A 14,175-nucleotide genomic window follows, 5' to 3' on the forward strand; every position below is an offset into this window, starting at 1 on the left:
ATGCGACGGATTTCGATTTTCGGGGCCACCGGCTCGGTCGGGGCGAATGGCGTTGACCTGATCCGCCGGGCAGGCGGGCCTGCGGCTTACCAGACGGTCGCGCTGACCGGCGGGCGCAACATCGCGCGGCTGGCGCAGATGGCGCGCGATCTGCGGGCCGAGGTCGCCGTGACCGCGCATCCCGAATTGCTGGACGACCTGCGCGCGGCCCTGGCGGGCAGCGGGGTTCAGGCTGCGGCGGGTCCGCAGGCCCTGGTCGAGGCGGCGCAGCGTCCCGCCGACTGGGTGCTGTCGGCCATTGTCGGCGCGGCGGGGCTGGTGCCGGGGCTGACGGCGCTTGCCCAAGGGGGCGTGCTGGCGCTGGCCAACAAGGAATCGCTGGTCTGCGCGGGGCCCTTGCTGCGCCGTGCGGCCAAGGCCAGCGGGGCCACCATCCTGCCGGTCGATTCGGAACATTCCGCTGTCTTTCAGGCGCTTGGCCAGGACAACCTCGATTCCGTCAAGAACGTGACCATCACCGCATCCGGCGGGGCCTTCCGCGACTGGCCGCTGGAACGGCTGGCGGCCGCGACGGTGGCCGAGGCCTCGACCCACCCCAACTGGGCCATGGGCCAGCGCATCACCATCGACAGCGCGTCGATGTTCAACAAGGCGATGGAAGTCATCGAGGCGAAAGAGTTTTTTGGCCTGCGCCCGGACCAGATCAGGGTTCTGGTCCACCCGGAATCCATCATCCACGCGATGGTCAGCCATGTGGATGGCGGCACCATCGCCCATCTGGGCGCGCCCGACATGCGCCATGCCATCGGCTATGCGCTGAACTGGCCCCGCCGCGCGCCCCTGCCGGTGGCGCCGCTGGATCTGGCGGCGCTTGGCAGCCTGACCTTCCGCGCCCCGGACGAGGCCCGCTGGCCCGCCTTGCGCCTGGCGCGAGAGGTGATGGCGGCGGGCGGCATGGCGGGGGCGGTCTTCAACGCGGCCAAGGAACAGGCGCTGGACGACTTCATCGCCGGGCGGATCGGGTTCACGGCCATGGCTCCTCGCGTGGAAATGACCTTGGGGGCCCTGTCGGGGCGGGGCGGTTTCGGCGATGATCCGGCGGACCTGGAGACGGTCCTGCACTGGGACCGCGAAGCACGCAAGGAAGCCGCCGCATGAGTGACCTGATCCCCCAATTCGGCAGCACGCTGTGGACGCTGGCGGCGTTCTTCCTGGCCCTGGCGGTGATCGTGACCGTTCACGAATTCGGCCATTACTACATCGGCAGGCTGTCGGGCATCCGGGCCGAGGTGTTTTCCGTGGGCTTTGGCCCGCGCCTGATCTCGCGCCGCGACCGGCGGGGCACGCTGTGGCAGGTGGCGGCGATCCCGCTGGGCGGTTATGTCCGCTTCCTGGGCGACGCCAATGCCGCCAGCGCGGGCACCGGCCGCCCCGTCGATCCGGCCTTGCGGCGGCAGACGCTGTCCGGCGCGCCGCTGTGGGCGCGCTTTGCCACCCTGCTGGCGGGGCCGGTCTTCAACTTCGTGCTGTCGATCCTGGTCTTTGGCGGCTTCGCGCTGGTCCAGGGATTGCCCACGGACGAACCGCAGGTCGGAACCATCGCCGAGGCTCCGCCGGGCGTGGTAAACGGCTTGCAGCCTGGCGACCGGATCCTGGCCGTGGGCGGCCAGCCGGTGGAAAGCTGGCGCGACATCGGCCGGATCGCGGAAACGCTGCCCGTCGCCGATCACCAGGACTGGCGCGTCCTGCGCCAGGGGGCCGAGATCGCCGTGCGCGGTCCCGACCCCATGCCGGCCCGCATCAGCGGCGTCGCCCCCCGCAGCGCGGCGGCCGATGCAGGCTTGCGCGCGGGCGATGTGGTCGTGGCCATCGAGGGCCAGCCCGTCAGCCGCTTCACCCAGATGCGCGAGGCGGTCGAGGCCGCCGAGGGGCAGCCGCTGGCCCTGCAGGTCTGGCGTCCGGGAACGGGCGTCGCGGATTACACGCTGGCCCCCAAGATGCAGGATCTGCCCGCCGATGGCGGCGGCTATGAGCGCCGCTGGCTGATCGGCGTGACGGGTGGCGAAAGCTTCTTTGCCCCCGCCACCCGCCGCGCCGGGCCGCTGGAATCCCTTTGGCTGGGCGTCGGGCAGACCTGGGGGATCGTCGCCTCGTCGCTGTCGGGGATGTGGGCGATGATCTCGGGCCAGATCGGGACGTGCAACCTGGGCGGCGCGATCAGCATCGCGGAAAGCACGGGCCAGGCGGCCAGCGCGGGGGGCGGCAATTTCCTGTGGTGGATCGCGGTGCTGTCGGCGGCCATCGGGTTCCTGAACCTGCTGCCGATCCCGGTCCTCGATGGCGGGCACCTGATGTTCTACACATGGGAGGCGGTGACCGGCCGCCCGCCTTCGGACAAGGCGCTGAACCTGTTGACGGCGGTCGGCATGGCGGCGGTTCTGTCGCTGATGATTTTCGGGCTCACCAACGATCTTTTCTGCCCCTGAGCCGCGATGCGCTTTTGACAGGGCGGACGGATTGATGCACAAGCTTGGTGCAAAAGAAGGTGCTGAAAACAGCGCCGTTTCAGGCTGACGGCAAGAGGGGCAGCAATGACACGGAAACTGGGCAAGGGCGCTGTCGCGCTGATGACCGCCTTGACGATCGCGGCCCCGGCGGTGCTGATCCCGGGTGCTGCGGCAGCCTATGTCTTCAACGACGTGCGCATCGAGGGCGCGCAGCGGGTCGAACCGGCCACCGTGCTGTCCTATGCCAATGTCGCGCGCGGGCAGGATGTCTCGGCGGGCGATCTGAACGACGCGCTGCAACGGTTGCAGAATTCCGGCCTGTTCGAGACGGTCGAGATCGTCCCGCAGGGCGGCGTCCTGGTGATCCGGGTCAGCGAATACCCCACGATCAACCAGATCAGCTTCGAGGGCAACCGCCGCATCAAGGACGAACAACTGGCCGAGGTGGTGCAAAGCAAGTCGCGCCGGGTCTATCAACCCAGCCAGGCCCTGCAGGACGCCAACAACATCGCCCAGGCCTATGCCGCACAAGGCCGCCTGGCCGCCCGCGTCGATCCGCGCATCATCCGCCGCAGCGACAACCGCGTGGACCTGGTCTTCGAGGTCCGCGAGGGCAATGTCACGGAAATCGAGCGCATCGGCTTCACCGGCAACCGCGCCTTCAGCGACCGCCGCCTGCGCAACGTCCTGGACACCAAGCAGGCGGGCATCCTGCGCACCTTCATCCGCCGCGACACCTTTGCGCCCGAACGGCTGCAACTGGACGAACAACTGCTGACCGACTTCTATCGCTCGCGTGGGTATGCGGACTTCCGGGTGCAGGCGGTGGCCCCGGAACTGGCGCGCGAACGCGACGCCTTCTACATCACCTTCAACATCCAGGAAGGCCCGCGTTATCGTTTCGCGCAAGTCAACACCGTGTCCGAGATCCCGGGCGTCGATGCGGCGGCCTTTGCCGCGCAGAACCGCGTCGGGCGGGGCGACATCTACAACCCCGCCGCCATCGACAACACCATCCGCCGGATGGAGACGGTGGCGATCCAGCAGGGCCTGAACTTCGTCAACATCGAACCGCGCGTGACGCGCAACCCCCAGAACCAGACGCTGGACCTGACCTTCGCCGTCACCCGGGGCCCGCGCGTCTTTGTCGAACGCATCGACATCGAGGGGAACACGACCACGCTGGACCAGGTGATCCGCCGCCAGTTCAACACGGTCGAGGGCGATCCCTTCAGCCCCCGCGAAATCCGCAACGCCGCCGAACGCATCCGCGCGCTTGGCTATTTCAGCGACGCCCAGGTCGAAAGCCGCCCCGGCAGCAGCGACGAACAGGTGATCGTCGATGTGAACGTGGAAGAACAGCCCACGGGCTCGCTGTCCTTCGGGGCGTCCTATGGCGTGTCCTCGGGCGTGGGGCTGAACGCGTCCCTGCAGGAAAACAACTTCCTGGGCCGGGGCCAGACGGTCGGGCTGTCCATTTCCACCGCCGATGGCGACCAGTCGTCCTCGCTGACCTTTATCGAGCCCTATTTCCTGGGCCGCGACCTGCGGTTCGGGTTCAACACCTATTACAACGTCACGGAAGCCCTGAACTCGGACTACAACACCCGGTCTGTCGGGATCCGTCCGTCGATCGAGTTTCCCATCTCGCAGAACGGGCGCCTGGAACTGCGCTACCGCATTTCCAAGGAAACCCTGGGCGGGGTCGAGGAGGACAGCTCGGAACTGCTGCAGGCCGAGGAAGGGCAGCGCGTCACCTCGGCGCTTGGCTACAGCTATCTGTGGGACACGCGCGTCACCGGGCTGGACCCGCTGACCAGCTACAAGCTGCGCTTCTCGCAGGATTTCGCGGGGCTTGGCGGCGACACGAAAAGCGTGACGACCAGCGGGCTGGCCGGGGTGGAAAGCACCGCCTGGCGCGAGGAAGTGACCCTGCGCGCCGAATTCGAGGCGGGCGCGATCCATTCCTATGACGACTATTCCACCTGGATCCTGGACCGCTATCGCGGCGGCACCCGCATTCGCGGGTTCGAGCCCAACGGCATCGGCCCGCGCGACCTTGCGGCGGAAAACCAGGACGGCTTGGGCGGCAACTATTTCTGGGTGGTCCGCACCGAGGCGCAGTTCCCTGTGGGCCTGCCCGAGGAATACGGGATTTCCGGCGGTCTGTTCGCCGATGTGGGCTCTATCTGGGGGTTGGACGACACGGTCGGGACCAAGGGCAATATCGTGGACGATTCGATGAACATCCGCGCCTCGGTCGGGGCATCGCTGTTCTGGACGACGCCCATTGGCCCCTTGCGGTTCAACTTCTCGAAGGCGCTCAAGAAGGAAGACTACGACGAGGAGCAGAACTTCGACCTGACCATCTCGACGCGGTTCTGATGGGGGCCGTGCGGCGGCTTGCGGCCTGCGCGCTGCTTGTCCTGGCGGGCGGGGCGCTGGCGCAAGAGGGGCCGGAGGGCGCCCCTGCCGCGCCGGAACTGCCCTCGCGCACCATCCGCACGCCGGCCGACACCAAGCCCCTGGCCGGGGCCCCGGTCCTGACCGTCGATCAGGAGGTGCTGTTCACCGCATCCGACTGGGGCAAGCGCACGCAGCGCGTGCTGGAGGAGGAAGGCGGCAAGATCGAGGCCGAGAACGACCGCCTTGCCGCCCAGTTATCGGACGAGGAAGCGGCCCTGACCCGGCAGCGCGCCACGCTGGACCCGGCCGAGTTCCGCCAGCAGGCCGAGGCCTTCGACACCCGCGCGACCGAGATCAGGCGCCAGCGCGCGCAGGTCGTGCAGGATCTGAACGCCTGGGCCGCGGCCGACCGCGCGGCCTTTTATCGCGCGGCCCTGCCCCTGATGGGCGAGATGATGCAGGAACGCGGCGCGGTCGCGGTGCTGGACCGGCGCACGGTCTTCGTGTCGCTGGACGCCATCGACCTGACGCAGGATCTGATCGCGCGGCTGAACGCGGAACTGGGCGACGGCGCGGGAAAGGTGCCCCTGAAGGGCGGCCAGCCCTAGGGCAGCCGCGCCAGCCGTTCGCTCAGCAGGGCGAAGAAGCCGTCCCGGTCCACATGGCGGATGAACAGCGCGTTGGCAGGCCGCCCCGTGACGCGCCACCAGTCGGCGACCGTCATGCCGGTGGTGAAGCGGCCTTCGGTCTCGATCTCGACATTGATCCGACGCCCCTCGAACAGGTCGGGGCGCAGCAGCCAGGCGATGGTGCAGGGGTCGTGCAGGGGCGCGCCCTGGCTTCCGTATTTCTCCTTGTCGAAGCGTTCAAAGAAATCGGTCCAGCTTGCGACGGCGGGGCCGCAGCGGCCGGGCAGGGCGCGCACCCCCTCGATCCAGTCGCGAGAGGTCAGCGCCTGATGCGTGGCGTCCAGCGGCATCACGACCAGCGGCACGCCTGCGGCAAAGATTTCGGCGGCGGCTTCGGGATCGACATAGATGTTGAACTCGGCGGCGGGGGTGACGTTGCCCACCTCGAAATAGGCGCCGCCCATCAGGACGATCTGGGGGACGCGTGCCACGATGTCCGGGGCCTGGCGGAAGGCCTGGGCGATGTTGGTCAGCGGGCCGACGGGCACCAGCGTCACCGTGCCCGCAGGTTCGCGGCGCAGCGTGTCGATGATGAAGTCGACGCCGTGCTGCGGCTGCAGGGGAATGGTGGGCTCGGGCAGCTCGATCCCGTCCAGGCCCGTCTGGCCGTGGACATTTTCCGCCGTCACCAGCTTGCGCGCCAGGGGCCGGTCGCAGCCCGCGAAGACCGGGATGTCGGGCCGCCCCGCCAGTTCCACGATTTTGCGCGCGTTCAGCGCCGTCAGCGGCAGCGGCACGTTGCCCGCGACGGCCGTCAGGCCTAGCACCTGCAGTTCGGGGCTGGCCAGCGCCAGCAGGATCGCCACCGCGTCGTCCTGGCCGGGATCGGTGTCGATGATGATCTTGCGGGCCATGTTCACTCCTGAATTGCGCCGTTGTTGTGGGATCGAAACGCCGGGGACGCAAGCCCCCCGACGTGCGATCCATTGACCGCCCGCGCGCCCCGCGATAGGGCGCAGGCATGGCACGCGCACCCCTGTTACAACTGACCGACATCTCGCTGACCTTTGGCGGCGATCCCGTGTTCGACGGATTGTCCCTGACCATCCAGCCGGGCGACCGGGTGGCCCTTGTGGGCCGCAACGGATCGGGCAAATCGACGCTGATGAAGGTCATGGCAGGCCTGGTCGAGCCGGACCGGGGCGAGGTCGTGGTCAGCGCGGGCGTGTCCACCGGCTACATGGAGCAGGATCCCGATCTGTCGGGCTTTGCCACCCTGGGGGATTTCGCCGCATCCGGCCTGCCGGAAGCCGAATCCTACCGCGTCGCCATGGCCGCCGAGGGGCTGAAGTTCGATCCCGCCCGCCCTGTCGATACCGCATCGGGCGGCGAACGCCGCCGCGCCGCCTTGGCCCAGCTGCTGGCGCAGGCGCCCGAACTGATGCTGCTGGACGAACCCACCAACCACCTCGACATCGAGGCGATCGGCTGGCTGGAGGATCACCTGTCGCAGACCCGCGCGGCCTATGTCATCATCAGCCACGACCGCGCCTTCCTGCGCCGCCTGACCCGCGCCACCCTGTGGATCGACCGGGGCGAGGTGCGCCGCCAGGAAAAGGGCTTCGAGGGGTTCGAGGACTGGCGCGAGGCTGTCTGGTCGGCCGAGGATGACGCCCGCCACAAGCTGGACCGCAAGATCAAGGCCGAGGCCCGTTGGGCCGTCGAGGGCATCAGCGCGCGCCGCAAGCGCAACCAGGGCCGCGTCCGCGCGCTTGCCGCGCTGCGCGCCGAACGCAGCGCCCAGATCCGGCGGCAGGGCACGGCGGCCATGGCGTTGGACAGCGGGCCGCAGTCGGGCAAGAAGGTGATCGAGGCCAAGGGCATCGCCAAGGCCTTTGGCGACCGCGTGATCCTGCGGCCCTTCGACCTGCGGGTGAACCGGGGCGACCGGGTGGCCTTTGTCGGACCCAACGGCGCGGGCAAGACCACGCTGATCAAGATGCTGACTGGGGAAATCGCGCCGGACCAGGGCACGGTCACGCTGGGCACCAACCTGGAACCGGCGGTCTTCGACCAGACGCGGTCGGCGCTGAACCCCGACCAGACGCTGTGGGAATCGCTGACGGGCGATCCCGACATGCGCGTCTCGGGCCGGGCGGACCAGGTGATGGTGCGTGGTCAGCCCCGGCATGTGGTGGCCTATCTCAAGGATTTCCTGTTCGACGACGCGCAGGCCCGCGCGCCGGTGCGCAGCCTGTCGGGCGGCGAAAAGGCGCGGCTGCTGCTGGCGCGGCTGATGGCGCGCCCGTCGAACCTCTTGGTGCTGGACGAACCGACCAACGACCTGGACGTGGAAACGCTGGATCTGCTTCAGGATCTGCTGGGCGATTATGACGGCACCGTGCTGCTGGTCAGCCACGACCGCGACTTCATCGACCGCGTGGCCGACACCACCGTGGCGATGGAAGGCGACGGCCGCGCCATCGTCTATGCCGGCGGCTGGTCCGATTACCGCGCCCAGCGGGGCGAGGATGCGCCCGCCACCCTGGACAGCGCGCCGAAAAAGCCCGAGGCCGCACCCGAAAAGACCAGGGCCGCCAAGCCAGGCCTGACCTTCACCGAACGCCACCGCCTCGACGCGCTGCCCGCCGTGATCGAGCGGCTGGAGGCCGAGATCGCCAGGCTGACCGAATTCCTGGCGCAGCCCGACCTGTTCACCGCCGCGCCCGCCAAGTTCCAGAAGGCGACCGAGGCGCTGGCCGAACGCCAGCAGGCCCTGTCGGAGGCCGAGGAGGAATGGCTGACGCTGGAGGAAAAGGCCGCACCCTAGGCCCCGCGTTCGGCATGGTTGCTGATCCAGCCATGCGCGAACTTGATCTTTTCCCGAATCTTCGGCGTCAGGATGAAGGGATACAGGTCCGAGTTGTCCAGCGCGCGGTTGATGTCGTTGATGGCGATGGCCACCTCGGCCGCGATGTTCAGCAGGGTGTCGGCGTCCCCTTCGGCATAGGGCTGATAGCCTTCGGGGATGCCCTTCATCGACAGCCCGGCGCTGACGAAGCTGTCGGTGAAATCGACCATGTGCAGCAGATGGGCGACAGTCTCGGCCCAGTCCTCGTGCGGGTGGGATGTCGCATAGGCGGTGATGAAATCCTCGCCCGGATCCTTGGGGTTGTCATAATGCTCTTTCAGGGCGGCGGCGTAATCGGCGGTCTCGTCCCCGAACAGCGGGCGGAATTGATCGGTGAATCCCGGCGCGGCGGCCAGGCGGTCGAACAGGAAATGCGCCAGCTCGTGCCGGAAATGGCCCACCATGGATCGGTATTGCTCGCCCAGCTGGTGCTGGCGCTGGACGCGGATCAGTTCGTCCGCCTCGGTCACGTTGATGACGATCTCGCCGTTGTCATGGCCCATCATGATCTGCTCGGCCCGCCCGGCGCCGGTGTTTTCGGACAGCATCTGGAAGCGGGGCCGCATCCCCTGATCGGCATCCGTGAACCATTGCCAGTTCGACAGGTTCGCCAGCACCCAGCGTTTCGCCCGTTCCGCCCGCGCCAGAAGCTGCTGGTTGTCGCCCACGTTCAGCGCGGGCACCGTGTCCGACAGGGCGCAGGACCGGCACAGCGTCTCGCCCGGGACGGCGGCCCAGTTGCATTGGATCGTGTCGCGGTTGGCGCAGGGCTCGGCCTCGTTCCACATGGCGCGGGCCTCGGGTTCGTAGAACAGCGGCTGGCCGCAGGCGCAGAAGAGGTTGTCGAAATAGACGCGGGCGCTGCAGGCGGGACAGGTGAAACTCTGCATGATGGATTCCTTGGAGGGCTGCTGACAAAACCTTGCCGCGCGCCAAGGTTCCATGCCGCGACGGAAATTCCGCGGCCCAACCGATGCTTGACTTGAGGGGAAGAATCCGCCATATCCACGCGGACCGGCCGGGCGAACGCCCTTGGCCGGCATGTTATTTTGAATCACATCCCCATGCGCGGGATGCGCTGTCCGAAGGCGGGGAAACCCCAGACGCCGGAACGATCCGGGGCCATAGGGCGCGGCAATGAAGGAAACGAAGCGATGTTCGCGGTTCTGAAGACGGGCGGCAAGCAATACAAGGTGCAGGCGGGCGACATCCTGCGCGTTGAAAAGCTGAATGCCGCGGCTGGCGACAAGGTCCAGTTCAACGAGATCCTGATGGTCGGATCGACCCTGGGCGCCCCCCTGGTGGGCGGCGCCTGCGTGCAGGCCGAGGTGATCGACCAGATCAAGGCCGACAAGGTCATCACCTATGTCAAGCGCCGCCGCAAGCACAGCTCGCAGCGCACGCGCGGGCATCGCCAGCAGCTGACCCTGCTGCGGGTGACCGATGTTCTGGCCGAAGGCGCGGCCTCGACCGGCGTGAAGACCGCCGTCGGCGCGCGCACCAAAGAAAACGCGTAAGGAGACTGACCCATGGCACACAAGAAAGCAGGCGGTTCGTCCCGCAACGGTCGCGATTCGGCCGGTCGCCGTCTGGGCGTCAAGCTGTATGGCGGCCAGGAAGCCATCGCCGGCAACATCATCGTGCGTCAGCGCGGCACCAAGTGGTGGGCTGGCACCAATGTCGGCATGGGCAAGGACCATACCCTGTTCGCCCTGGCCGACGGCCATGTGACCTTCAAGAAAGGTCTGAAGGGCCGCACCTTCATTTCGGTGATTCCCGCGACCCTCGAAGCCGCCGAGTAACCCGAGCTTAACATTTCACTGTTACAGGGGGATCGGCGAAAGCCGGTCCCCCAGCCTGTTTTCCGGGGAGGGAAGATGGTCATGTCTGCACCGATGCGGGAAGGAACGCGCTTGGACGATCTGAAGATTTCGGACTCTGCGCTGAACCAGCCCGTCATCGCCACCGAACGGTTCATCCTGCGCCCGTTGCGTCCATCCGACGCGGGGATGATCGCGCATTACACCGCCGACAAGCGCGTGGCCGAAGGGACGCGGGCGATCCCGCATCCGCTGCCGCCCGGCGCGTCCGAAGGCTTTGTCGCCCGCGCCCTGTCGTCGGACCGGAGCGAGGATGTCTGGGCCATTGACGGGTTCGGGAACAATCTGGCCGAACTGCTGGGCGTGGTGTCGCTGACGCGGATGGAGGGGGACCAGTCCGAACTGGGCTTCTGGATCGGCGCAGGCTTCTGGAACACCGGCTTCGCGACCGAGGCGGTGGATGCGCTGGTCAAGGCCAACCCCCACAAGGCGCGAACCCTGTTCGCCGAGGCGTTTCAGGACAATCCCGGATCGGCCCGCGTGCTGACGAACTGTGGCTTCGTCTATCTGGGCGATGCCGAAAGCTGGTCGGTGGCGCGCAATGCCCGGGTGCCGACCTGGACCTATCTGCGCAAGATGGCCTGAGGCGCAGGGGGCGCTCGCGCCCCCTCTGGCGCGCGGGCGCGCCATTCACCCCCGAGGATATTTTCGTGAAGAAGAAGGCCGGTTGCAGATTCTGCAGCCGGCCGCTTGCATTCGGGGACCGAGAGCATAATTCGGCGGTATGAGCATTCCGTATTCCCTTCTCGATCTGTCGCCGGTGCCCGAGGGTTTCGAGGCCCGGGACGCCATCCGCAACACGCTTGACCTGGCGCGCCGGGCGGAAGGCTGGGGCTATCGCCGCTTCTGGCTGGCCGAACATCATAACATGCCCGGCATTGCCAGCGCGGCGACGGCGGTGCTGATCGGGCTGGTGGCGCAATCGACATCGCGGATGCGGGTGGGCGCGGGCGGCATCATGCTGCCGAACCATGCGCCCCTGACCGTGGCCGAGGCCTTTGGCACGCTGGCGACGGCCTTTCCCGACCGCATCGACCTGGGCCTTGGCCGTGCGCCGGGTGGGGACGGGGCGGTCATCCGTGCGCTGCGCCGCGATCCCATGGCCGACAGCTTTCCGCAGGACGTGGTCGAGCTGCTGGATTACCTCGGCCCCGAACGTCCTGGCGCCGCTGTCCGCGCTTTGCCGGGCGAGGGGACGAATGTGCCCGTCTGGATCCTGGGCAGCAGCCTGTTCGGCGCGCAACTGGCGGCGCATCTGGGGCTGCCCTATGCCTTCGCCAGCCATTTCGCGCCGGGCGACATGGAGCAGGCCATCGCCATCTATCGCGACCGTTTCCGTCCTGGCCCGTGGAACGACCGGCCGCAGGTGATGATCGCCGTCAACGTCTTTGCCGCCGATGACGCTGAGGAGGCGCGGTATCTGCGGACCTCGATGCAGCTGGTCTTTGCGCGGCTGCGGACCGGGATGCCGGGCAAGCTGCCGCGCCCGGTGCGCGACCTGGATGCCGAAATCGGGCCGCAGATGCGGCGCATGGTCGATCAGGCGCTGAAGATCAGCGCGGTCGGCGATGCAGGACAGGTGAGGGACCAGATGCAGGCGCTGATCGCGCAGCATAAGCCCGACGAGGTGATCCTGACCGGGCAGATCCACGACCATGCGGCGCGGCTGCGCAGCTTCCAGATCGGCGCCGAGGTCATGGGGTCGCTATAGGCTGGCAGGATGGCGCTGTGCTGTCTTGCGGGCAATGGCGGCTGGCATGGTGCTGGCAGGACCATTGCGGGCTGGCGCGATGCTGGCTTGCTGGGTCCGAAAGCTGGCTGGCAGGTTCGCTGGCTGGCCTTGTTGGGATCCGTATAACGCAGCCCGGTTTTAGCCGCAAGAAAAATCCAGCAAAATCATATAGTTGATATTTTCAGTCGGGAGTTTGCCAAGCACCTGATCCGAAAGCGAATCCCCTCAGGCCGCCAAAGGAAGGCCGCCGATGCCCAGGCAGCGGCGGCTTCCAGGCAGAAGCAGGACGAATCAGGGCCGGGTGCGCAGCAGGCCCATGATCTCCTTGGTGCGGTCCAGGATCGGGGTCGCGATCTCGTCCGCGCGAACCGCGCCCTGGCCAAGGATGCGGTCGATTTCCGCCGGGTCGGCCATGTAGTCGTTCATCCGCCGCGTGATCGGCTCCAGCGAGGCGACGGCCAGGTCCGCCAGCGCGGGCTTGAAGGCGCCGAAGCCCTGGCCCTCGAACCGGGACAGAACCTGGTCGGGGGTCTCGTCCGCCAAGGCGGCATAGATGTTGACCAGGTTGCGCGCCTCGGGGCGGTCCTTCAAGCCGTCGGTGCTGCCGGGCAGGGGGTCGGCGTCGGTGCGGGCCTTGCGGATCTTCTGGGCGATCGCATCGGCGCTGTCGGTCAGGTTGATGCGGCTGGCGTCCGAGGGGTCGGATTTCGACATCTTCTTGCTGCCGTCGCGCAGCGACATGACGCGGGTCGCCACGCCCTCAATCAGGGGTTCGGTGATCGGGAACTGCTCGACGCCGTAGTCGTGGTTGAACTTGGCCGCGATGTCGCGGGTCAGTTCCAGGTGCTGCTTCTGATCCTCGCCGACCGGCACGGCGGTTGCCTGATAGGTCAGGATGTCGGCGGCCATCAGCGCAGGATAGGCCAGCAGGCCAAGGCTGACGTTTTCGGTGTTCTTGCCCGCCTTGTCCTTGAACTGCGTCATCCGGTACATCCAGCCGACGCGGGCAACTGTGTTGAAAAGCCACGCCATTTCCGCGTGGGCGGACACCTGGCTCTGGTTGAACAGGACCGATTGCGCGGGATCGACGCCCGCCGCCATGAAGGCCGCCGCGGCTTCTCGGATATTGCGGCGCAGGGTTTCGGGGTCCTGCCAGACGGTGATCGCGTGCAGGTCCACAAGGCAATAGATCGTCTCGGCCTCGCCCCCCTGCAGGGCCGCGAAACGCTTGAGCGCACCCAGATAGTTGCCAAGCGTCAGCCCGCCCGAGGGCTGGATGCCCGAGAAGATGCGGGGTTTGAAACGGGTCTTTGGCGTCTCGGTCATGTGCGGGCCTGCTTGGATTTTCGCTGCCAGTGGCTTAGCCCTTGGCCAAAGCGACCGCAACCGCGAAGGAAATCCGATGCGCCAGGCCATGCCCGTCTCTCCGCTCAACCCGCTGCCGGCGGTTCTCTGGGCGCTGGCCCTGCCGGCCATCGCGGGGGAAATCGTGTTCCTGCTGGGCCAGACCGGGCTGGTCGGCGGGGCGCAGGGGGTGGGCCTGCGGCTGACGGCCATGCAGATGACCGCCTTCGCGCCCGAGATGGTGCAGCGCATGTGGCAACTGGGCGCGGTGGATTGGGACCAGGCTTACCGCATCCTGTCCTACAGCTTCGTCAACACGTCCTTCACCCATGCGCTGTTCGTGGTGGTCTTCACCCTGGCGCTTGGCAACATGATCGCGCGCGAGTTCCGCCCCTGGGCCGTCGTGGCGCTGTTCCTGGGATCGGCCATCGGGGGCGCGCTGGTCTATACGGCGGCGATCTCGGTCCTGCCGGGACGGCCGGGGCCGCTGATCGGCGGCTATCCGGCGGTCTATGGGCTGGTGGGCGCCTTCACCTTCCTGCTGTGGTCGCGGTTGGGGACGGTCCATGCCAACCGGATGCGGGCCTTCACGCTGATCGGGATGCTGCTGGCCTTCCAGTTGGTGTTCGGCATCGTCTTCGGCGGCGCGGGCTATGGCTGGATCGCCGAGATCGCGGGCTTTGGCGCGGGCTTCCTGCTCAGCTTCGTGCTGGTCGATGGCGGCGTGCAGCGGGTCTTGCGCCAGATCAGGGCGCGGTAAGGGCGC

At 67.6% G+C, this 14,175-nt stretch carries 13 protein-coding genes; 10 read left to right on the plus strand and 3 right to left on the minus strand.

Annotation, left to right across the window (positions count from 1 at the left end; translation table 11 throughout):
• From dxr to JX613_RS06595, 4 genes are all read left to right on the plus strand, one after another.
• The gene (dxr, locus tag JX613_RS06580; protein WP_207100664.1) at positions 1–1,158 is read left to right on the plus strand and encodes a 1-deoxy-D-xylulose-5-phosphate reductoisomerase; all 1,158 of its coding nucleotides are present in this window, start codon (positions 1–3) and stop codon (positions 1,156–1,158) included.
• Positions 1,155–2,486, plus strand: a complete 1,332-nt coding sequence (rseP, locus tag JX613_RS06585) for an RIP metalloprotease RseP (protein ID WP_207100665.1) — start codon at positions 1,155–1,157, stop codon at positions 2,484–2,486. Before dxr ends, rseP begins: the two co-directional genes overlap by 4 nt.
• A gap of 105 nt (positions 2,487–2,591) precedes the next feature.
• A complete protein-coding gene (gene bamA, locus JX613_RS06590; RefSeq protein ID WP_207100666.1) occupies positions 2,592–4,892 on the plus strand; it encodes an outer membrane protein assembly factor BamA in 2,301 nt (766 codons plus the stop codon).
• Positions 4,893–4,900: 8 nt separating this feature from the next.
• Complete coding sequence (locus JX613_RS06595; protein ID WP_207100667.1) at positions 4,901–5,521, plus strand: OmpH family outer membrane protein; 621 nt, start codon at positions 4,901–4,903, stop codon at positions 5,519–5,521.
• On the opposite strand, the gene JX613_RS06600 is transcribed toward JX613_RS06595, so the two are convergent.
• Positions 5,518–6,456, minus strand: a complete 939-nt coding sequence (locus JX613_RS06600) for a nucleoside hydrolase (protein ID WP_207100668.1) — start codon at positions 6,454–6,456, stop codon at positions 5,518–5,520. The two genes, JX613_RS06595 and JX613_RS06600, sit on opposite strands and share 4 nt — an antisense overlap.
• A 107-nt stretch (positions 6,457–6,563) precedes the next feature.
• Between JX613_RS06600 and JX613_RS06605 the strand changes: the two genes are divergently transcribed.
• Positions 6,564–8,372 carry an ABC-F family ATP-binding cassette domain-containing protein gene (locus JX613_RS06605; RefSeq protein ID WP_207100669.1) on the plus strand — a complete coding sequence of 603 codons (1,809 nt, stop codon included), beginning with the start codon at positions 6,564–6,566 and terminating at the stop codon, positions 8,370–8,372.
• Here the strand turns inward: JX613_RS06605 and JX613_RS06610 are convergent.
• Entirely contained in the window at positions 8,369–9,343 is a 975-nt protein-coding gene (locus tag JX613_RS06610; protein WP_207100670.1) for a zinc-binding metallopeptidase family protein, read from the minus strand. The two genes, JX613_RS06605 and JX613_RS06610, sit on opposite strands and share 4 nt — an antisense overlap.
• A gap of 264 nt (positions 9,344–9,607) precedes the next feature.
• On the opposite strand from JX613_RS06610, the gene rplU reads away from it, so the two are divergent.
• The 4 genes from rplU (at position 9,608) to JX613_RS06630 (ending at position 12,044) form a co-directional block, all read left to right on the plus strand.
• Positions 9,608–9,970 carry a 50S ribosomal protein L21 gene (gene rplU, locus JX613_RS06615; RefSeq protein WP_207100671.1) on the plus strand — a complete coding sequence of 121 codons (363 nt, stop codon included), beginning with the start codon at positions 9,608–9,610 and terminating at the stop codon, positions 9,968–9,970.
• 12 nt (positions 9,971–9,982) lie between these two features.
• The gene (gene rpmA, locus JX613_RS06620; RefSeq protein ID WP_207100672.1) at positions 9,983–10,255 is read left to right on the plus strand and encodes a 50S ribosomal protein L27; all 273 of its coding nucleotides are present in this window, start codon (positions 9,983–9,985) and stop codon (positions 10,253–10,255) included.
• A gap of 93 nt (positions 10,256–10,348) precedes the next feature.
• The gene (locus JX613_RS06625) at positions 10,349–10,918 is read left to right on the plus strand and encodes a GNAT family N-acetyltransferase (RefSeq protein WP_207100673.1); all 570 of its coding nucleotides are present in this window, start codon (positions 10,349–10,351) and stop codon (positions 10,916–10,918) included.
• A gap of 139 nt (positions 10,919–11,057) precedes the next feature.
• Positions 11,058–12,044, plus strand: coding sequence for an LLM class flavin-dependent oxidoreductase (locus JX613_RS06630; RefSeq protein ID WP_207100674.1), 987 nt, complete (start codon positions 11,058–11,060; stop codon positions 12,042–12,044).
• A 312-nt stretch (positions 12,045–12,356) separates the two neighbouring features.
• Here JX613_RS06630 and trpS read toward each other — a convergent pair whose 3' ends face one another.
• Positions 12,357–13,391 carry a tryptophan--tRNA ligase gene (gene trpS / locus JX613_RS06635; RefSeq protein ID WP_207100675.1) on the minus strand — a complete coding sequence of 345 codons (1,035 nt, stop codon included), beginning with the start codon at positions 13,389–13,391 and terminating at the stop codon, positions 12,357–12,359.
• A 76-nt stretch (positions 13,392–13,467) separates the two neighbouring features.
• Between trpS and JX613_RS06640 the strand changes: the two genes are divergently transcribed.
• On the plus strand, positions 13,468–14,169 hold the full coding sequence (locus JX613_RS06640) for a rhomboid family intramembrane serine protease (RefSeq protein WP_207100676.1): 702 nt from the start codon (positions 13,468–13,470) through the stop codon (positions 14,167–14,169).
• Positions 14,170–14,175: the final 6 nt, after the last annotated feature.

The sequence above is a fragment of the Paracoccus shandongensis genome (assembly GCF_017315735.1).
Classification (GTDB): Bacteria; Pseudomonadota; Alphaproteobacteria; order Rhodobacterales; family Rhodobacteraceae; genus Paracoccus; species Paracoccus shandongensis.